The sequence below is a fragment of the Massilia sp. Bi118 genome (assembly GCF_918697865.1).
GTDB lineage: Bacteria > Pseudomonadota > Gammaproteobacteria > Burkholderiales > Burkholderiaceae_D > Telluria.
In genome coordinates this window covers 62054-80844 of the sequence record NZ_CAKKMV010000015.1, presented here as the reverse complement: position 1 = coordinate 80844, position 18791 = coordinate 62054, and the positions used below count along the sequence as shown (strand labels likewise).

General features: G+C 70.9%; 14 protein-coding genes. 7 read left to right on the top strand and 7 right to left on the bottom strand.

Annotation, left to right across the window (positions count from 1 at the left end; all coding sequences use genetic code 11):
* Positions 1-5 precede the first annotated feature (5 nt).
* The 4 genes from LQV39_RS20685 to LQV39_RS20670 all read left to right on the top strand — a co-directional run bounded on the left by LQV39_RS20685 (position 6) and on the right by LQV39_RS20670 (position 6526).
* Positions 6-1055, top strand: coding sequence for a hypothetical protein (locus LQV39_RS20685; RefSeq protein ID WP_230028568.1), 1050 nt, complete (start codon positions 6-8; stop codon positions 1053-1055).
* Positions 1052-2062, top strand: coding sequence for a hypothetical protein (locus LQV39_RS20680; RefSeq protein ID WP_230028566.1), 1011 nt, complete (start codon positions 1052-1054; stop codon positions 2060-2062). The genes LQV39_RS20685 and LQV39_RS20680 overlap by 4 nt, the downstream gene beginning before the upstream one ends.
* Before the next feature lie 91 nt (positions 2063-2153).
* The gene (locus LQV39_RS20675; RefSeq protein WP_230028564.1) at positions 2154-4217 is read left to right on the top strand and encodes a hypothetical protein; all 2064 of its coding nucleotides are present in this window, start codon (positions 2154-2156) and stop codon (positions 4215-4217) included.
* Positions 4214-6526, top strand: a complete 2313-nt coding sequence (locus LQV39_RS20670) for an SUMF1/EgtB/PvdO family nonheme iron enzyme (protein ID WP_307727861.1) — start codon at positions 4214-4216, stop codon at positions 6524-6526. The genes LQV39_RS20675 and LQV39_RS20670 overlap by 4 nt, the downstream gene beginning before the upstream one ends.
* A 139-nt stretch (positions 6527-6665) precedes the next feature.
* Here LQV39_RS20670 and LQV39_RS20665 read toward each other — a convergent pair whose 3' ends face one another.
* Together LQV39_RS20665 and LQV39_RS20660 are read right to left on the bottom strand one after the other, a co-directional pair.
* Positions 6666-8192 (bottom strand): FHA domain-containing protein, encoded by a 1527-nt coding sequence (locus tag LQV39_RS20665; protein WP_230028563.1) that lies wholly within the window; start codon positions 8190-8192, stop codon positions 6666-6668.
* A 130-nt stretch (positions 8193-8322) separates the two neighbouring features.
* The gene (locus tag LQV39_RS20660; RefSeq protein ID WP_230028561.1) at positions 8323-9297 is read right to left on the bottom strand and encodes a PP2C family serine/threonine-protein phosphatase; all 975 of its coding nucleotides are present in this window, start codon (positions 9295-9297) and stop codon (positions 8323-8325) included.
* Positions 9298-9371: 74 nt separating this feature from the next.
* On the opposite strand from LQV39_RS20660, the gene LQV39_RS20655 reads away from it, so the two are divergent.
* Entirely contained in the window at positions 9372-9851 is a 480-nt protein-coding gene (locus LQV39_RS20655; RefSeq protein ID WP_230028559.1) for a GNAT family N-acetyltransferase, read from the top strand.
* Here the strand turns inward: LQV39_RS20655 and LQV39_RS20650 are convergent.
* The 5 genes from LQV39_RS20650 to LQV39_RS20630 form a co-directional block, all read right to left on the bottom strand.
* On the bottom strand, positions 9813-10310 hold the full coding sequence (locus LQV39_RS20650; protein WP_230028557.1) for an SH3 domain-containing protein: 498 nt from the start codon (positions 10308-10310) through the stop codon (positions 9813-9815). The genes LQV39_RS20655 and LQV39_RS20650 overlap by 39 nt on opposite strands.
* A gap of 6 nt (positions 10311-10316) precedes the next feature.
* Positions 10317-11918, bottom strand: coding sequence for a hypothetical protein (locus LQV39_RS20645; RefSeq protein WP_230028555.1), 1602 nt, complete (start codon positions 11916-11918; stop codon positions 10317-10319).
* A gap of 13 nt (positions 11919-11931) precedes the next feature.
* The gene (locus LQV39_RS20640) at positions 11932-14316 is read right to left on the bottom strand and encodes an FtsW/RodA/SpoVE family cell cycle protein (RefSeq protein ID WP_230028553.1); all 2385 of its coding nucleotides are present in this window, start codon (positions 14314-14316) and stop codon (positions 11932-11934) included.
* Positions 14313-15290 (bottom strand): protein kinase, encoded by a 978-nt coding sequence (locus LQV39_RS20635; protein ID WP_230028551.1) that lies wholly within the window; start codon positions 15288-15290, stop codon positions 14313-14315. Before LQV39_RS20635 ends, LQV39_RS20640 begins: the two co-directional genes overlap by 4 nt.
* A gap of 114 nt (positions 15291-15404) precedes the next feature.
* Positions 15405-15857: a YMGG-like glycine zipper-containing protein gene (locus tag LQV39_RS20630; RefSeq protein WP_230028549.1), complete on the bottom strand. Its 453-nt coding sequence runs from the start codon at positions 15855-15857 to the stop codon at positions 15405-15407.
* A 207-nt stretch (positions 15858-16064) separates the two neighbouring features.
* Here LQV39_RS20630 and LQV39_RS20625 point away from each other — a divergent pair, with 207 nt between their 5' ends.
* Positions 16065-17201 (top strand): metallophosphoesterase, encoded by a 1137-nt coding sequence (locus LQV39_RS20625; protein ID WP_230028547.1) that lies wholly within the window; start codon positions 16065-16067, stop codon positions 17199-17201.
* A 98-nt stretch (positions 17202-17299) separates the two neighbouring features.
* Positions 17300-18763, top strand: coding sequence for a M20/M25/M40 family metallo-hydrolase (locus LQV39_RS20620; protein WP_230028545.1), 1464 nt, complete (start codon positions 17300-17302; stop codon positions 18761-18763).
* The last annotated feature ends 28 nt before the right edge of the window (positions 18764-18791 follow it).

The window sequence follows — 18791 nt, the reverse complement described above, 5'->3', positions numbered from 1 at the left end:
AGAACATGAGGCTGGGTTTCTTCAAGCGCGCCGCACCTGCCGTTGACGCCTGTGAGCTGGGCAGGACCGTGGTCGCGCTGACGTTGCCGGCGGGGAGCGCGCCGCCGTCCGGCTGCCAGGCGGTCGTCGTCGGTGTCGATGGGCGCACGCGGCGCCTGCAGGCCGCGCGCCGGATCGAGGCGCGCGAGGGCGAGACGGTTTTCGCCTTCCACCCCGGCCCGTACACGGCCGACCTGCAGCCTTTCGAGACGGCGCCGGAAATCGGCCTGCGCACCAGTTTCGCCATCGACGCGCCGGACCCCCAGGCTTCCCAGCAGCGCTTCGACCTTTACCTGTCGTCCGAGGTGCCGGGCCGGCTCGAACTGGCGGCCCTGGTGGCGGGCATCGAGGCCGCGCTGCGCCACGAACTCGCCGGCGGCGGCCTCGAACTGCCGCCCTGCACGACCCTGGACGAGTGGAACGCCTTCCGCCAGGGCCTGAACCAGCTGCTCTACATGCGCTTCGGCGTGACTGTCGACGACTGCGTGCCGGTCGACCTGGGGAACACCCGCGACTATGCGCGCGAGCTGGGGCAGCGTGCGCTGGCGGCGGCCGGGCCGGCGCCGGCGAAGGTGGAAGCCAGGCCCCCCGCGGCCGAGCGCTTCGACCCGGCGCTCGAAGATGCCAGAGCGCTGCGCCGCCTGTTCCTGGAACTGCCTTGCCTGATGTGCGGCCTGCGCCTGGCGGCGATGCCCGCCGCCCAGGAGCAGTTCCACCGCCAGCAGGCCCTGCTGCAGCGCCTGGACCTGGTGTCGGTGGGCGTCAACGCCATGCCGGCGCTGGCGCTGGCGGCGCCCGGACAGGCCTTGCCGGCCGGGGAACAGCTGCGCCGTGCACGCCACAGCCGCCGCGCCTGCGTCTCGCTGGACGAGGCCTGGGCCCTGCTGGCGCGCCTGCGCCAGGCCGGCGAGGCGGCGCTGCCGCAGCTGTACGGCGAAGCCGAACGCATCGTGTCCAACCTGGAGGCGGATTGCGCCGGCCGGCGTACCGTATCCGACGATGAGGAGATGCCATGACGCCGGACACCGTGCAATGCCGCTGCCCGCTGGCCGACGGATCCAGCCTGACGCTGACCGCCACGCGCCGTCCGCGTATGAACCGCGCCGACGTCAAATGCAGCGTGCCGGACGACGCGCGCCAGGCCGAGCGGATGCAGCAGGTGCTGCGCCTGGCGCGCCTGACCGAAGCCAGTTTCGACAGCCGCGACCAGGTCGTGCTCAGCATGGACCGTCGCCCGCCCGAGGGTGAGCGCGGCTGGGAGCTGGCGGCGGTGCTGGCCGACCGCATGGTGCGCGGCCTTCTGCGTGCGGATGCGGCGGCGGCGGCGAACGGCTGGTCGGATGTATGGGAGCGCGGTTGTATCGACGGGCATACGCTGGGCGCGGCGCTGGCCGGCAGTGTCCTGCTCGGCGGCCCGGACGGCCTGCCGCATCTGGGCCTGCTGAGCGGTCATGCGGATCCGTCGGCGGCGGTATCGAGCGCGCGCGCCTGGTTCCCGCTGCACAGCGGCGCGGAAGGCGGCATGGGCTGGGTCGAGGTCAGCGTGCATCCGCTGGCGCGCGTCAGCGGCGAGGACGCGGTCGAGGAAGAGCAGACCATCGCGGCGCCGGACCAGGATGCGGCGCGCCAGCTGGCCGTGCGCCAGGTTTTGAGCAGCGCGCGCCACTTCGACGGCCGCGCGCTGGGACGCTGGCGCAGCGTGGTGCGCTTCAGCACCGGGGAATTCGCCGGCCGCTCCTGGGAGCTGGCGCTGGTGATGGCCGACCGGCTGGCGCGGGGAAGGGAATTCGTGCCGCGCGGGCGCCTGATCGCCAGCGGCTGCTCGAGCGCCTGGCATGCGGGACGGGTCGACACGGTCGAGGGCGTGAACCCCAAGTGCGCGCTGCTGCTGCGTGAAGCCGGCCCCGGCGACCGTATCCTGCTGCCGCGCGCCTGGCAGGAGCAGCTGCCGGACGGCTTTGCGGAACAGCTGCGCATGCAGGGAGCGAGTATCGCCTGCGTGGAGCGGATCGGGATCATTTGAAGGCGTCGCACGATAGGTGTGCGCAAAACGGACTGGTCTGGCGGCTGCTAGAATCGTCGGGCTGCTGAGTGGGTAGAAGAAGGAGTAGGGTATGTTCAAGATGTTCGGTATCGGCGGAAGCGCCTGCCCCCGTTGCGAGCACGGGAACCGCGGCGAAGCGGCTTACTGCGAAAGCTGCGGCCTGCTGCTGGGCGCGCCGCGCCACAAGCCGGTGCTGGTCGATAACCGCTGGGCGCCGGGGCCGGACGAACTGGCCGTGTTCTTCGGCGTGCGCGAGCTGTCCGGCATCTTCGTCAAGACCCTGCACGTGCCGGCCACCGCCCGCGCCTACATCCTGCAGGGCGAGCAGGCCACCGAAGTGCCGCAGGGCGAATACGAGATCGAAGGCTTCTTCACGCGCCTGAACAACCTGCTGCGCAACCAGCATGCCGAGATCCTGGTCACGCGCAGCGGCGCACTGCCGGTCGCATTCAGCCTGCAAGGCCTGGCCACCTGCGAACACCTGCAGGTCGACGCCACGCTGACCCTGTCCATCAGGATCGAGAACGTGCCGGCCTTCGCGCGCCACTTCATGACCATGCCGGGCACGATCAAGGACGTGCAGCTGCGCGAGCTGATCGAGCCCCAGGTCGCCCAGCTGGCGCGCGAATTCATCGCCGCGCGCTCGCTGCGCGACATGGCTGGAAGGCAGGCGCTGCGCCTGGAGCTCGACCAGCACCTGCAGGGCGGGCTGGCGCTGCTGCTGTCCCAGTACGGCCTGGCGGTGACGCGGGTCGACACCATCGCGCTGCGCCACGATAAATTCGACGCCAACCGCGCCCGCATCGGCACCCTGTGGCTGGCCGCCGACGAGCAGCGGGTACGCATCGAACATGCCAGGCACCTGGATGAGCTGTACAACGAACAGGAATGGAACCGCGTCCGCCGCGAGGAGCAGGAAGGCCGGCTGCGCCACCGCCGTGCCGAGCTGGCCCAGGACGCGAGCCTGGAACGCGCCGGCCTGTCGCTGAAGAATGCCGAGCGCGCGCAGGCGATCCGCGGCCGCCAGATCGAACTATATGGCCGCATCGTCGAATCGCGCACGCGCAAGCAGGCCATCGAACGCGGCGCCGTCGACACGGTGGCGGCGCTGGAACACGAACTGGCCGGCAAGCGCGGCGCGCGCCTGGACGAGGCCGCGCAATGGCAGCAGCTGCGCGAACTGGCCGGTATCCGCATGCGCACCGAACTCGAAGTGGCCAGGCAGGATGCGGCGCAGGCGCGCGCCATTGCGCAGCAGCGCTTTGCCCACCAGCTGCTGCAGCAGCAGATCCGCAACAAGATCGAGCAGGCGCGTGGCATCGAGGATGCCAGCCGCCAGCGCACGGAACTCGCCCGCCTGCACGAAGCGGAGCAGGCCGCTGCGCGGCGCGCGAAAGAAATCGAGGACGAGGAACACGCGGCCCGCCTGAAACTGCTGCAGGTCGAGAACGAGGCGCACCGCCGCGAAGCCGAGCGCGTGCTCGAATGGCAGGAAGCCCAGGCGGCGGGCCGCCTGTCGGTGGACGGCGAGCAGGTGCGCCAGCAAGTGGAAAGCCTGCGTCGCGAAGGCGCCTCGCAGGACGCCCTGGCGCAGCACGAAAAGCTGCTGCGCACCATCGAGGCCGATGCGCTGGCCGGCAGCTACGAGCGCGAAGGCCTGCGCGAAGAGCGCGCCCACGAACTGGACCTGGCGCGCGCCGAGATCGAACGCGCGCAGGCGCTGGGCGCGCTCGACGACAGCGCGAAGCTGGCGCTGGTGAACCCGGCCAACGCGGCCCTGCTGGCGGACGTGATGAAGACGCGCGAGCATGTCAACATGAGCCCCGAGCAGCTCGCGGCCCTGGCCGGGGTGGTCGCCGCCGCGAATACCGATGCCTGGCGCCTGGCCCAGGAGCAGGTGGAGCAGGAACGCGCCCGCCGCAACGCCGAAGCGGAACGCGAGCGCCGCCACCAGCTCGAACTGCTGGCGCTGCAGAACGACGTCAACAAGACGGCGCTGGCGACCCAGGCCCAACTGGGCGCCGGGGTCGCGGGTGCGCTGGCGGGCGCCGTGAAAGCCTGCCAGCACACCGCAGCCCACCAGGGCGACCGCTACTGCGCGGCCTGCGGCGCCGCGCTGCCGGCACGGGGATGATGCAGACCGCGATCGACAAACTGCGCGAGCTGCGCGCCTTGCACGAAGACGGCCTGCTGAGCCGCCAGGAGTTCGACAGCCGCAAGAACGCCATCCTCGACGCCGCCTATGCGCCGCCGCTGGCGGACGGCCCGCCTGCGTCCGGGCCGGCGCTCGCATCGGCGCCCATGCGCGGCACCGAGATCGGCCTGATGGCCGGCCAGGAAGTCGGTCCCTTCGAACGCCGCTACCGGCTCGAGCGCCTGATCGCCCACGGCGGCATGGGCCAGGTGTGGCAGGCCACCGACCTCGCCACCCAGGCGGAACTGGGCCACAGCGCCCAGGTCGCACTGAAGATCCTGCCGCCCCAGCTGACCCAGCACACGGCCCATGCGCGCCTGCTGATCGAAGAAGCGGCGCGGGCGCGCCAGCTGGCGCATGAGCACATCGTGCGGGTCTACGACTGGGCCCAGGACCCGGCCACGTCCAGCTACTTCATCATCATGGAATGCCTGGAGGGCGAGGACCTCGACAGCCTGCTGGCGCGCGAAGGCAGGCTGGGACTGGCGCGCACGCTGGCGCTGCTGCGGCCGGTCGCCGCGGCCCTCGACCATGCCTGGGAGCGCCATCACCTGGTCCACCGCGACATCAAGCCGGCGAATGTCTTCCTGACCCGTGACGGCGACGTCAAGCTGCTCGACTTCGGCATCGCCGCGCGCGCCCGCGGCAGCGGTGGGGCAGTTGGCAATGGCGCACTGGAGGCGCCGGCCAGCTCCGGCACCGCCGGCTACCGCGCGCCCGAGGCGGGACAGGGCCAGGAGGCGCCGGCGCGGGGGCTGGACGTGCACGCGGTGGCGGCCATGGTCTACCGGATGCTGAGCGGACGCCTGCCTTTCGATCCCGGCCAGGCGGAACGCGGGTCGCCGGCGCGGCCGGAAGGCCTGAACGACGGCCAGTGGGCAGCATTGCAGGCCGGCTTCGCGGCCAGCGCCGCCGAACGGCCCGGCAGCGTCAGCGAGTTGCTCGACCGCCTGGAACACGCGGCGGGACCGAGCGAGGACGAGTTGCGCGCCCAAAGCGAAGCGGAGCAGGCCGCGCGCCAACAGGCCGAACAGGCCGAACAAGCCGCGCGCGCAGCCAGCGAGGCGGAAGCCCAGCGCCGCGCCCAGGAAGCCGCCGCCCGCAAGCGCATCGAAGTGGAAGCGAAGGCCGCCGCCCAGGCCGCAGTCGACCGCCAGCGCCGCGAACAGGAAAAACTGGCGCGCCTGGCGGCCGAGGAAGCCCGCCGCGTGCGCAAGGAAGAACTGCGGCGCCAACTGGCCGAGCGCCGCGCCGAAGAGGCGGAAAAGGCGCGGCTGGAAGCCGAGCAGACCCAGCGCAAGCTGGCCCAGGCCAAGGCCGCGGCAGCCTATCTCGCCCAGCAGCAGCGCGCCCGCGCCGAGCAGGCGGCGCGCAACCAGGCCGAGCTCGAGGTCATGATGCCGACCCCGGCCAGCCCGGTGGCCGACCTCGAAGGCATCCTGCGCGACCGCTTCCTGGATGGCGAGGGCAAGGGGCCGGAACTGGTGCTGCTGCCGACCGGACGCTTCCAGATGGGCTCACCGGACCATGAGCGCAAGATCGCGATGGATGCCGGCTCGCAGAAGGGCTGGCTGGCGCGCGAGCTGCCGCAGCACTGGGTCGGCATCGACAGGCCGATCGCCATGGGCCGCTATCCGGTAACGGTGGGCGAATGGCGGGTCTTCGTGCGCGCCACCGGCTGGCGCCAGAGCGGTGAAGTGAACTGGGAAGCGCCGGGCTTCCCGCAGACCGATGCCCACCCGGTGGTCGGCGTCAACTGGTACGACGCGCTGGAGTACGTGCGCTGGCTGTCGGAAGCCACCGGGCGCAGCTACCGCCTGCCGAGCGAGGCCGAGTGGGAATACGCCTGCCGCGCCGGCACCAGGACGGCCTTCAGCTTCGGCGACACCATCTCGACGGAGCAGGCCAACTACGACGGCAACTTCACCTACAACGGCGGCGTGCGCGGCGAATACCGGCGCGGAACGACCCCGGCCGGCATGTTCCCGCCGAATCCCTGGGGCCTGTTCGACATGCACGGCAATGTGTGGGAGTGGGTGCAGGACGTGGTGCACGACAGCTACGAGGGCGCCCCCCTCGACGGCAGCGCCTGGGAAGAGGGCGGCGACCAGGCCCGCCGCATCCTGCGCGGCGGTTCCTGGCTCTACAACCCGCGCTACCTGCGCTCGGCGCTGCGCAACGGATTTTCGAGCGCCTTGTCGAACGACATCGTCGGCTTCCGTGTCGTGCGCGAGCTGATGGTGGGATAATCGGTCACGTAACATCAGTGACTGGAGGTTGCCGTGCGCATCCCCGACGATATCCGTATTCCCATCATTGTCTTTTCGCTGCAGGCCGTGTTGTTGACGGGTGCAGCCCTGATCTTCCTGGTGCTGCGGCCGGGCTGAGTCAGGCGCCCGACAGCTGGAGCGCCGCGCGGCGGTCGGCGCCGCGGGCGGCCCGGTAGTCGGGATAGGGACTTGCCGTAAAACGTACCCGGCCGTGGAAACCGGCCAGGCGCTCGAGTGCGGCCGTGGGGCCGAGCGGGGTGTCCGCGCCGGTGGCCGGATCGCGGTGCCAGAAGCCGCCGTCGCGGTGGAAGAGTTGCGGCAGCACGGCGGCACGCGGCAACGCGGCGCCTGGGTTCGCCGAGGGTGCGGTGTCCGGTGCGACCAGCATGATGCATTCGGCGGCGCCGCCGGCGTCGATGCGGTGCAGGACCACGGCATGCGGCAGCAGGGCCGTCACCACCAGCGCCGCGACGCCCTTGATGCTGGCGGTCAGTTCGATGCGCATGCCGACCCGCAGCGCCACCGGGCTGTGCTTGCCGGGCCAGACGCCGTCCAGCAGGACGCCGTAGCGCGACACATCCTCGATTTCGAATCCCTGCCGGCCCTGGCGGATCACGGCATGGCGGCCCGAGATGCGCCGGGTCAGGCCGTCGTGCTCCGGACCATGCTCGCCGTAGTGGCACAGCAGGACGTCGGCCTCGGCTTCGAGCAGGCTACCGTTCGGACCCGCTTCCATCCGGCCGACTACCCACTCGTCCAGCGCGAACAGGCGCAAATGGCGCTGCATGCCCGCATCCGGCTCGGCATAGACCAGGCAGGCGCGCGAGGCCGGGCAGGGGTGGGCCGGGCGCGTGGCCGGGAGGTCGATCTCGATCAGGTCCTCGTCCCAGGCGATGGTCGGCAGGGCCATGTCGATCTTGCCTTGCCGGGCGCCGAACTGCAGCTGGGCGATGGAAGCGTTGCGGGCGTCGATCGCGATGTCGAGCGGGCCGGCGGCGTCGAGGCCGTGCAGGCGTGCGATCGAGGCGTCGTCCGCATGGATGCGCACGTTCTTGCGCGCCGCCAGGTAGGTCTGGTGGATCTCGGCCAGAGAGGCGTCCGCGCGCGGGACCAGCAGCACCATGGTGGCGACCCAGGTGCGGGCGCTGCCGCTGTGCTGCTCATCGCGCGCGTGCAGCTCGACGTCGACGCGGTACTGGCCGTGTTCGCGGCCGCGCGAGGAAAACTCGACCACCAGCGGACGCCAGCCGCCGCGCAGGCTGCGCGTGAAGGTCTGCCGGCCGCCGCCCTGGGGCAGCAGGGCCGATTGCAGCAGCAGGGTCAGTTCGGCCGGGGTGTCGTCCGGCATGCCGCGCAGTTCCAGCTTGATGGCCTGGCGGCCGCCGGCGGCGCGCGGATCGAAGCCGCTGATGTGCAGGTGCGGGCGCATTTCCGGACGCGCGGCGGGCGCCGTGTTTGGACGGATGGCGTCGGGGGCGTCGCGCCGGGCGCGCACCGATTGCAGCATGTCGAAGCTGGAGCCGAGGGCATCCGCCGCCGTAGGAGACGCCAAAGCGGGCTGGCCGTGACCATGCGCGCAGGCCTGCTCGCCGGGCATGACCCAGGCGGTACAGTGCGGATGGTCGGGACTGCTGCAGCGTTTCATGGGCGGCGGGTTGAACGGTTGACGGTCGGGTCGAGCTTACGTGATTTTAAGCTGAGGCGGCGCGCCGTATTCATCATTCGGCAAGATTTTTTGCTAAAAAGCATTTTTTGCCACACTGAAGCGGAGCGCCTCAGGCGCCCGGCAGCACGGTCTCCTCGCGCGCACCCGTGCCCGGCGTGCGCAGCAGGATGGCGCTCACGTTATCCGGGTAGAAGAAGGCCGGCGGATGCGATTCGTAGGCGCGCAGCAGGGTGGCCAGCATGCCGGCCGCATCCAGCCGCCCGCCCAGCAACTGCGGCCACTGGCCCACCCAGCCATAGGGATCCGAACAGGACCACAGGCCGTCGGTGGCCAGCAGGTAGCTGGCGTCCGGTCGCAGGCGGAGCGCGCGGCGGTCCGGCAGCGCGCACAGCCAGGACGGCAGGTTCAGCGGCGTCAGTTCGAATAAGGGGTCGTTCAGCTGGGCCGGATTGGCGAAGGCATTCCCGAGGATGAAGGCTTGCGACACCTGCGGCCGGTGCTCGCCGTGCACCTGCTGCCACCATTCCTGCTCGCCCAGCAGGCCGCCCATCGCGAAGGCGGTGGCCGGCACGTGGTCGACGGTGAGCGGGGCCACGCGTTCGCGCGTGATCTCGTACAGGCGCGAGTCGCCCACGTGGTAGAGGATGGGCTCAAGGCCTTCCGGCAGCTCGAGCATGGTGAGCGTGGTGCCGGGACGCGGCCCCGGCCCGGCCAGCTGGGCGAAATGGCGCTGCAGCTCGGCGTGCAGGGCATCGAGGCGGCGCGCCAGCTCGGCCGCGGAGTCCATCGGCGGGATCGCCAGCAGTCCGGCCACCACCGCTTCCGCCGCTTCCCGGCCGTGGCCATGCCCGCCCATCCCGTCCAGTACGGCGATACGCGCATGGCCCTGGCGCCAGCGCGCCAGCTGGCGGCGCTGCGGCTGCTGGTTCTGCAGCCAGACGGCCTGGCCGCCGCTGTCGATCAGCAGCAGATTGTCCTGGTTTTCTTCGCGCAGGCGCGGCCCGGCGCCCAGCCGCGAGGCGGCGGCGACGTCGAGGGCGCCGAAGCGCAGGGAGGAAGCGAGCGAAACTTCTGGTGCATGCATCCCCTTACTGTAACCGCAAATAGCAAAAAGCCAAGCGACGATTAGCGCTACTTTTCCCTTACACTTGCCGGATCATGAAGATCCGATCCCTGACCCCCGACGACATTCCGGCCGCCGCCGCACTGCTGCGCCGCGCCGCCGAAGACTTCATCCTGCACGAATCCACGCCTGAAGGCGCCGCCGCCTTCCTGGCCCAGCAGGGAGAGGAAGCCATGCGCGGATTCCTGGCGCAAGGCTTCGTCTATCACGTGGCCGAGATCGACGGCGAACTGGCCGGCTTCGTCGCCATGCGCCAGCGCAGCCACCTCTACAGCCTCTATGTCGACAGCCGCTTCCACCGCCGCGGCATCGCGCGCAAGCTGTGGGAGACGGCGCGCGAGGCCGCCCTCGGTCCCGGCCACCCGGGCGCCTTCACCGTCAACTCGTCGAACCACGCCTTGCCCTTCTATGCGTCGCTGGGCTTCGTGCCGACCGCGCCCACTCAGGACGGCATCGTGCGCTACAACCCGATGCGTCTAGTGCTGGCCGATCCGGCCCTCGTCGACCCGGCGTAGCCACAGGCTGCTGACCCAGCCTTCGACCGGCCGTCCCTCGAGGCGGGCGCGCACCTGCAGCCAGTCGCCATCGAGGGCGCCGGTCGGCGTGACCAGGGTCCCGGCCGGCAGCACCGCCACGCGGGGGGCGCCGGTAGCCTTGGCTGCGCGCAGGTTCAGGTCGTCGATGACGCGGTAGCGCGCTGCAGGCAGCGTGCGTGCCGGGGGCGGCGGGAATCTTTCCGCGAATGGCAGCGGCTCCGCCGGCCTTGCGGGCCGCGCCGGCATCAAGGCGGCGAACATCAGGCAGAACAAGACACCGAAGGCCAGCGTGCCGCCGCCCGCCAGCGCGAGGTTGCCGGCGGTCGGGCGCCGCCACCATCGACGCGGCGTCAGGCAGCCGGCCAGCGCCAGGGTCAGCGCCAGTCCGAGGACGTAGGCGGCCGCCGTTGCGGCCTGGGTCGGTGCGGCTATCGTCATGGCGCGTCAGGCGTCGAAGCGCAGGACGTAATGGCCGGCGACCAGGTGGTGGCCGGGCGGCAGCAGGTAAGGCTGCTCCGGCGTGGCCTCGCCGATCGCGGCCACGAAACCCAGCTGCTCGTCGAGGTGGTACAAGGCCTGGGTCGCGCTGGCGCGGGCAATGCGGTAGCCGTCCGGCGCCGCCTCGAAGCTGAAGGCATTGCGCGACAGGCCGAGGCGGTCGGCGCTGGACGGCGCGGCGCCGCTTGCCGCGCGCAGGAAACGCGGCGAATCGAGTACGCGTAGCGCGGCCAGCATCGGCGCGCTGCGGCCGAACAGGAAGCGCGCGCCCGGCGCTACCGGCAGCGCGGGCGCCTGCGGCAGGCGCAGCAGGGCCAGGTAGCGTTCGGCCATCTCGGGTGCGATCGCCAGCAGGTCGACCCGGGCGCCGTCGAGCGGGCTGAATGAGGCAGGCGCCGCCACCGGCTCGCGGCCGGCGCCGGTCACCGCGTGCATGGTGTCGGCATCGTCGATGGCGAAGCCCAGCACCGATTCGTGACCGGGCGCGGACGGCGCCAGCGCGCGGTTCAGGCCGATCTCCAGCGCCTGGGCGCCGGTTTCGCGGTAGCGCGACAGGCGCGGCAGGGCCAGCGCCGCCAGCGCGACCCGCTGGCGTGCGACCGGTGCGTAGGTGGCGTCGGCTTCCGTGGCGGCCAGCGCTGGCGCCGGCGATGCCTGCGCGGCCAGCGGCACCGCGGTCATGTCGGCGTTCAGGGCCTGGCGCGGCTTCCAGACGGCGGGGCGAGCCGATGGTGCGGGCGGGGTGCGCACCGGCGCAGGAATCGGCGCGGCGGCGCGCTGTGCCGCGGATTGCGCGGGAACGCTGCGGATGCCCGGCGCCGGCGTGACGCGCAGCAGCAGGCGCAACGGCGCACCCGTGGCATCGACGCCACCGCGTCGCGAGCGGATCGCGTAGTAGCCGCCGGCCTGGTCCCAGCTGCGTTCGAAGGCGTCCTTGGGCCGCACCTGGATTTCGAGCGGCGATTCCGGTCCGTCGTTGATCAAGAGGATCGCGCCTTCCGCGCCGAAGGGCCAGCCGGGCGCCACGTGGGTGGTCTCGTGTTCGTCGTGGCCGATCAGGGTCAGGCGCTGGTTCGGGTAGATCGGGCAGACGGTTTTCCAGACCGCGCTGTCGCGCGAGACGCTGACCGTGTACTGGACCTTTTCGCCCGGCGCCGGCAGGTAGACCGCATGGCCGAAGCGCACCCCGACTTCGCCCGGGGCCAGTTCTTCGTCGCCGACCACGTGGTAGCGCACCTCGTCGCCTTTCAACAGGTCGCCGAAGTCCTTCTGGTGCAGCGCCGCCAGGCCCTCGGCCAGGTCGCGCACGCGGGCGCCGCGCGTGAGATGGCGGTCGTCGTCGACTTCTTCCTGCGGCAGCGCCAGCGTCACGTGCGAGAAGCAGCGGGTGGCGGCGCGGCCGCGCTGCTCGCGCGGGGCGCGTTCGAGCAGGTCGCGCAGCAGCGGACGGCGCGAGAACAGGGCCAGCCCCGGCGCCTGCCAGATCGCCTCGGGGCTGAACACATCGTTGATCCGGGCTAGGGTTTCGTGCTGCACATAGACTGGCATGATTCGTTCTCCTTCATTGATGTTCGGGTTCGCTGGCGACACCCGCAACTAGCAGGGGGCAGATGAAAAACAGCAGGTGCGAGCCGCCCGCCGACAGGAAGCTCATCGGCTGGCCCATCACCGGGAAGATCGCGAGGTTGGTGCCCCACGACAGCAGGAAGTGGCCGGCGACGAAGGCCGCGCCGCCGCACAGCAGGAAGCAGCGGAAGCGGGCGTACCAGGCCAGGCGGAAGTCGCGCGCGCCGGCGCCCGAGAGCCAGCAGCGCACGGCCGTGTGCAGCAGCCCGGCCAGGAACAGTGCCTGCAGCATCCACAGCAGCAAGGCCGCGATCAGGCCGTGCCGGTTCAGGAAGAAGGAGGGCGCAAAGTCGTCCTGCACGGCCGGGATGCGTAGCGCGGCGCCGGCGTCCTGGCCCAGCGCCAACAGGCCGAAGGCGTGGTCGGCGCCGAACCAGCCGCCGCCGGCGATGGCCTGCGCGCCCAGCAGCAACTGCTGGCCGGTGTGCGGGTGCGAGCCTGGATCGAGCCAGACCATGAAGCGGTCGGCGTAAAAATTCCAGCGCGCGAACTCGCCCGGACCGGCGGCGCGCAGCAGCACCACGCCCGCCACCGCGGCCAGCGCGGCGGCAAGGACGGCGCCCAGCAGCAGATACTTGCGGCTGGCCAGCGCATAGGCCAGCGCCATCGCGCAGCCCCAGACCGTCAGCAGGATCAGCGGCGAATAGTCGTCGACCTGCACGAGCGCCACCGCCAGCAGCACCAGGAACAGCAGGGCCGGCGCGCCCAGGCGCAGCGCGCGCAAGAGAACGCCGCCTGGCGCGGGCTGGCCACCGGTCGCGAGCGCCAGGCAGTGGGCGCTGAGGGCGGTCAGCGCGAGCTTGGCGAATTCCACCGGCTGCAAATCGAAGACGCCGGTCTCGTCGCCGAAGGCCACCTGCAGCAGCAGGAACAGCAGCGCGGCGCCGCTCATGCACAGCAGGGCCAGTTCCACGCGGGCTTGCGGCAGCGGACGCGCGTCCGGGCCCGGACGCAGGGCACGCAAGAGGCCGAAGGCGCCCGCGCCGATCGCCAGCAGGGCGCCTGTCTTGCCGGCGTGGCGCAGCCAGGAGGATTCCGGCGCGCCCAGTCCCAGCTCGAGTTGCGAGAGCAGGCCGGCGGCCAGCAGCAGCACGGCGGCGCCGGCGGCGAGCGAGCGTCCGCCGGCCAGCCAAAGGCAGCAGAAGGCGGCCCAGGCCACCAGCAGGCCGATACCGGCGCCGGCCGGCGCACCGCTCTTTTGCAAATACAGCAGGGTCAGGCCGGCGCCGCACAGCAGCAGGGCGCCCACCGCAGCCAGCGCGCGCACGCTGCCCAGGCGGCGTGTGGCGCCGCTCAGGAGCATGGTCGCGGCGACGGCCGCCGCGATACCGAAGGCGAGGCCCAGCGGCAGCAGCGCCTGTTCCGGCAGGCGCCAGTCCGCGCGCCGGGCCCAGGTCCAGCTGACGCCTTCGGGCAGGCGCTGTTCGGCTTCGCGGTAGAGGGCGACGTGCGATACCGGCTGCAGGTGCAGCAGGTCGCCGTTGCGTTCGAGGAGCAGGCGGGTGCGGCCCAGCTGCAGCGCGCCCGCCTTGTCCAGGCTTTCCTCGCGTTCCGCCAGCAGGACGGCATCGTGCGCGTTGGCGGCGGTTTGCAGCAGCAGGGGCGCCTGCTGGGCGCCGGCGCCGCCGGCCAGCAGCATGCCCTCCGGCGTCGATTTGATGGTGGCGGCCGGCGCCGGCACCCCGGCGATGGCGATGCGGTTGCCGCAATCCAGGTTGCCGCCGAAGACCAGCGGACGCGCCATGCCCAGTACCGAAGGCAGCCAGCGGTTCCAGGCGCCGACCATGCGCGCGGCCAGCCGGGCGTCCGGGCAGCTGGGCCGGGCCACGCCGTTCTGGTACAAGGTGGCGCCGTCGTACTGCCAGCGCGTAGCGTCGCGCGTGAAGGCGACGCTGCCGGCGTCGACGGCATCCACGCTGAAGCTCGACGCCCCCAGCTGGAAGCGTTGGCCTTGCGCCAGCAGCACGCTGCCGGCGCGGCGCCGGCTGTCGCCGTGCTGGACCTGCAGCGGCGCCTGGCCGGCGGCCGCGGCCCACCAACTGCCCGCGGCATCGCGGCGCAGCCGGAGCCGTGCGCCCTCCGCCGGCGGCAAGCCGAGTGCGGCGCCGTCCAGCACCATGTCCTTGCCCGCATCCAGCGCCACCGCGACCCGGGCCGGCATCCACGCGGCCGGCGCGCGCAGCAGGCAAAGCAGCTGCAGGGCGCACAGCAGCAGGAGCAGGGTGGCGACGCTCATCCGCACGCTGTCGATCCGGATGCGCGGCCCGGCAGCCGCCCTGGCACCGCGTGCGGCGCCGCGCAACACCGCCGCGCCGCTCATGCCGCGCTCCGCATCGTGTCGTTGGCGCAGGCGCTGCGTGCGCGTTCGATCAGGCGACTGATCTCGAGGGCGTGGCGGGGCCGCTGTTCCGGGCGCGGCGCCAGCAGGGCGCGCAGCAGGCCGAGTGCGGCGTTCGCGGCAGCGGCGCCGGCGAGGCCGGCATGACGCAGGAAGAGCGCAGCCTCGTCGGACGCGAGGATGGCGGGCAGGCCGCCGCCGTGCCGCGCGCGCAGGTAGGCCGCGGCGCCGGGGCCATGCTCGCGCCAGGCGCCGCCGCAGGCGCTGCAGAAGCGCAGCATGGTGCCGGTGACCACATGGTAGAGCAGGGCGCCGAGGGCGAAGTAGTCGCTGCGCGCGTCCGTCACGTAACGGCCGTCGGCGTTGGGGAAGAATTGTTCGGGCGCCTGCCAGTTGGCGGTGCCTGCGTAGGAATGGGCGTTGCGGTCTTGTAGCGGACGGTTGGTGCCGAAGTCGGCCAGCTTGAGGGCGCCGTGGCGGTCCACCAGCAGGTTGGCGGGCTTCAGGTCGAGGTGGCGCCAGCCGTACTGGTGCACTTTCGCCAGCGCCTGGTTGGCCTGGGCGGTCCAGTCCAGCGCCTGCGGGAAGGAGGGGGCGTCGCCGCGGCTGCGCAGCGCATCCAGGTGGCGCGCGAGGTCGGTGTCGAGCAGTTCGAGGACCATCGCCGGCTGGCCCAGGTGCTCGCCGCTGTCGAGCAGGCGCACGATGTGGCGCTGGTCCCAGGGACGCAGGGCGCGCAGGAAGGCGATTTCGGCATGCAGGCAGGCCGACCAGCGGACGCGCTGCGGCGGCAGGGCCAGCGCCATCTGTTCGGTGTTGACCAGCTTGAGCACGGCCGGTGCGCCGCCGCCCGCGGGCTCGGCATGCCACAGGAGGCCATAGCTGGAACTGGCCAGCGGTTCGCGCAGGCGCCAGGCGCCGGCCGTCAGGGTGATGATGTCGCCCGCTTCGAGCATGTGTCCTCCCGTCAAGGCGGCACAGGCGCCGCCGTGCCCGGCTAGCGGGGGGACATGGAAAAGGCAGGCAATAAAAAACCGCGCCGAAGCGCGGTTTTTGTCAGCGGGAGCCGATCAGCGGTGATGGCCCCAGCCGCCACGGTCGTGGTGACGGTCGCCGCGGTCGCGGTCGTAGTAGCGGCCACGATCGTAGTAACGGCCACGGTCGTAGTACGGACGCGATTCGACATACACCGGACGCGGTTCGTAGTAGTAGCGCGGACGCGATTCCACGTACACGGCGGCCGGCGCCGGCTGGTAGTAGCTGCCCGAGTAGTAATTGTTCGCGTAGCCGTAGTTTCCGCGGTCGCGATAATAGTAGTCGTCGTTCGTGCGCACCGAGTTACCCACGGCCGCGCCGATCGCTGCGCCGACCAGGGCGCCATCGCGTCCCCCAGCGCTGCCACCGATGGCCGCGCCTGCCAGCGCGCCGATGACAGTGTTCGCTCCCCGATCCTGAGCCATTGCCGTGGAGGACACGGCGGCCGCGGCCAGGAGTACCGCACCAAAGCATTTTTTGTTCAACATGGCTTTTTCCTTAGCCTCAACGGGGGATCAGGATGATCTCAACGACGCCAGGCATGAACGTACTATAGTCCCCACCGGCGAGGCTGCCACGCGTTAATACAGATTCTTACACCTGCATCAGAGGACGTAACATTTCGAACGTGCAGCACTTGCACTCGGTCTCGCTTGCCCCATCTAGCAGGTGTCACTCTTTTACTCCTCAGGTTTATGGCGCGCCGACGTTCTTCCATTTCTGTTCTTGCAATCCTGGTGCTGGTGCACCTGTATATCGGTCTCCGCTTGCTGCCAGGCATGGATATCGGCGTGCCCGGCATGCTGGTGGGCATCGTTTTACTCGCGGCCTCGGCTGTGCTGGTGCGTCTCGGCCTGGTCGCGCCCAGCCTGCGCCGCAGCCGCTGGTCCGGACCGCTGTCCTGGGCCGGCCTGCTGGCGATGGGCTTCTTTTCCTCGCTGCTGGTGCTGACCCTCTTGCGCGACGTGATCCTGCTGGTGCTCACGCTTGCAGGCGCCGGCAGCCCGGCCATCATCCACGACAGCGCCGTGGCAGTGCCCCTGCTTGCGCTGCTGGTGTCCGTCATCGGCTTCGTCAACGCGCGCCGTCTCGCGCGCGTGGTCACGGTGGACGTGCCTATCGTCAACCTGCCAGAGGAACTGGCCGGCTATGCGATCGCCCAGATTTCCGATATCCACGTCGGCCCCACCATCAAGCGCGCCTATCTGAATGCCATCGTCAACAAGGTCAACGGGCTCAAGCCCGACGCCATTGCCGTCACCGGCGACCTGGTCGACGGCAGCGTGCAGCGCCTGGCCCTGCACACGGCGCCGCTGGCCCGCCTTGCGGCGCCGGACGGCGTGTTCTTTGTGACCGGCAACCACGAATATTATTCCGGCGCCGAGCAATGGATCGCCGAGGTGCGCCGCCTGGGCCTGCGCGTGCTGCTCAACGAGCACGTGATCCGCCGCCGTGGCGCGGCTTCGCTGATGATCGCCGGCGTGACCGACTACACGGCCCAGCATTTCAATCCGGCCCACAGGAGCGATCCGCAGCAGGCGGCGGCCGGGGCGCCGGCCGACGTTGCCGTCAAGGTGCTGCTCGCCCACCAGCCGCGCAGTGCGCCGGCAGCCGCCGACGCCGGCTTCGACCTGCAGTTGTCCGGCCACACCCATGGCGGCCAGTTCTTCCCCTGGAATTTCTTCGTGCCGCTGCAGCAGCCCTTCGTTGCCGGCCTGAACCGGGTGCGCTCGCTGTGGGTGTACACCAGCCGCGGCACCGGCTATTGGGGACCGCCGAAGCGCTTCGGGGCGCCGTCCGAAATCACATTAGTGCGACTGGTCCCGGCTTGAGCGTCCATCAACAATGTATTTACCGCAATAAATTTCCTAAAACTGCGGCGGTTGCGCTATTGTTTCAGTCATTTCGACCCGAACCAAAGGACAAACGCATGAAACGCCGCATCTGCCTTCCCGCCCTGACCTTGATCGCCGCCAGCCTGGCCGCCAGCAGCGTCAGCGCTGCCACTCCGGGCAACGACCCGGCCGCGCTCGCCAAGGTGCGCGACACGGCGATGCAGAGCGACTATGCCTACCAGCGCCTCGAAGACCTGACCGACCTGGTCGGCCCACGCCTGTCCGGTTCCGCCGGCGCCGCCGCCGCCGTCACCCAGGTGGCCGACGAGCTGCGCAAGCTGGGCGCCAGGGTCACCCTGCAGCCGGTCAAGGTGCCGCACTGGGTGCGCGGCGCCGAGACCTGCGAAGTGGTGGACTACAAGGGCCGACCGGCCGGCGTGACCCAGAAAGTCGTGCTGACCGCCCTCGGCGGCTCGGGCGCGACCCCGGCGGCCGGCATCACGGCCGAGGTGATCGTGGTCCGCAGCTTCGAGGAACTGAAAGCACGCGCGGCCGAGGTGAAGGGCCGCATCGTGCTGTTCGACGTGCCTTTCGACCAGAACATGGCCGACCGCGGCCTGGCCGGCAACGCCTACGGACAGGCCGTTGCCTTCCGCGGCGCCGGTCCGCGCATGGCCGCCGAGATGGGCGCGCAAGCCGCCCTGGTGCGCGCCGTCGGCGGCGCCGCTTATCGCATCGTCCACACCGGCGCCACGAACCTGCCGGAAGGCAAGCGTATTCCGGCAGCCGCGATCACGATCGAGGACTCGATGCTGATCGCCCGCCTGTCCAAACGCGGCCCGGTGCGCCTGCACCTGACCCTGACCCCGCAGATCCTGCCCGACGCCGACAGCTACAACGTGATCGCCGACTGGCCCGGCACCGACAAGGCGGACGAGATCGTGCTGGTGTCCGGTCACCTCGATTCCTGGGACCTCGCCACGGGCGCCAATGACGACGCCTCGGGTGTGGTCAGCGCCATGGGCGTGATCGATACCCTGCGCAAGCTCGACTACCGTCCGCGTCGCACCATCCGCGTGGTAGCGTGGATGAACGAAGAAAACGGCGGCCGCGGGGGCAGGGGCTATAACGACGCCTACAAGTCGACGGCCGAGAAGCATTTCGCCGCCTACGAAGACGACAGCGGCTCCGGCCGCCCCTTCGGTCTGCGCGCCGGCGTCGGCCTGCAGTCCGCCAAGCTGATGGCCCCGCTGCAGGCGGCGCTGTACCCGATCGGCGCAGGCGCCTTCCGCCGCGAAGACGTGATTGCGTCGGGCGACCTGCACGAGCTGGAAACCTCGGGCGTGCCGAGCTTCGAGCCGTGGATCGACTCGGCCAACTACTTCAATTACCACCATACGCCGGCCGACACCTTCGACAAGGTCGATCCCGACAACCTGCGCCGCCACACGGCCGTCATGGCAACGACAGCTTGGTTCCTGGCGAACATGGACCAACAGATCGGCCGTTCGAACGTCGCTGTGCCCGTGACGGCAGCACCGGCAGCCGCCGCTAAATAAAGCGGGTCCTGCCGGTGCGCCCGGTGCG

Coding starts and splice junctions, on each gene's coding strand:
- LQV39_RS20685 (WP_230028568.1), top strand. CDS start 6: ATGAGGCTGGGTTTCTTCAAGCGCGCCGCACCTGCCGTTGACGCCTGT.
- LQV39_RS20680 (WP_230028566.1), top strand. CDS start 1,052: ATGACGCCGGACACCGTGCAATGCCGCTGCCCGCTGGCCGACGGATCC.
- LQV39_RS20675 (WP_230028564.1), top strand. CDS start 2,154: ATGTTCAAGATGTTCGGTATCGGCGGAAGCGCCTGCCCCCGTTGCGAG.
- LQV39_RS20670 (WP_307727861.1), top strand. CDS start 4,214: ATGATGCAGACCGCGATCGACAAACTGCGCGAGCTGCGCGCCTTGCAC.
- LQV39_RS20665 (WP_230028563.1), bottom strand. CDS start 8,192: ATGAAACGCTGCAGCAGTCCCGACCATCCGCACTGTACCGCCTGGGTC.
- LQV39_RS20660 (WP_230028561.1), bottom strand. CDS start 9,297: ATGCATGCACCAGAAGTTTCGCTCGCTTCCTCCCTGCGCTTCGGCGCC.
- LQV39_RS20655 (WP_230028559.1), top strand. CDS start 9,372: ATGAAGATCCGATCCCTGACCCCCGACGACATTCCGGCCGCCGCCGCA.
- LQV39_RS20650 (WP_230028557.1), bottom strand. CDS start 10,310: ATGACGATAGCCGCACCGACCCAGGCCGCAACGGCGGCCGCCTACGTC.
- LQV39_RS20645 (WP_230028555.1), bottom strand. CDS start 11,918: ATGCCAGTCTATGTGCAGCACGAAACCCTAGCCCGGATCAACGATGTG.
- LQV39_RS20640 (WP_230028553.1), bottom strand. CDS start 14,316: ATGAGCGGCGCGGCGGTGTTGCGCGGCGCCGCACGCGGTGCCAGGGCG.
- LQV39_RS20635 (WP_230028551.1), bottom strand. CDS start 15,290: ATGCTCGAAGCGGGCGACATCATCACCCTGACGGCCGGCGCCTGGCGC.
- LQV39_RS20630 (WP_230028549.1), bottom strand. CDS start 15,857: ATGTTGAACAAAAAATGCTTTGGTGCGGTACTCCTGGCCGCGGCCGCC.
- LQV39_RS20625 (WP_230028547.1), top strand. CDS start 16,065: ATGGCGCGCCGACGTTCTTCCATTTCTGTTCTTGCAATCCTGGTGCTG.
- LQV39_RS20620 (WP_230028545.1), top strand. CDS start 17,300: ATGAAACGCCGCATCTGCCTTCCCGCCCTGACCTTGATCGCCGCCAGC.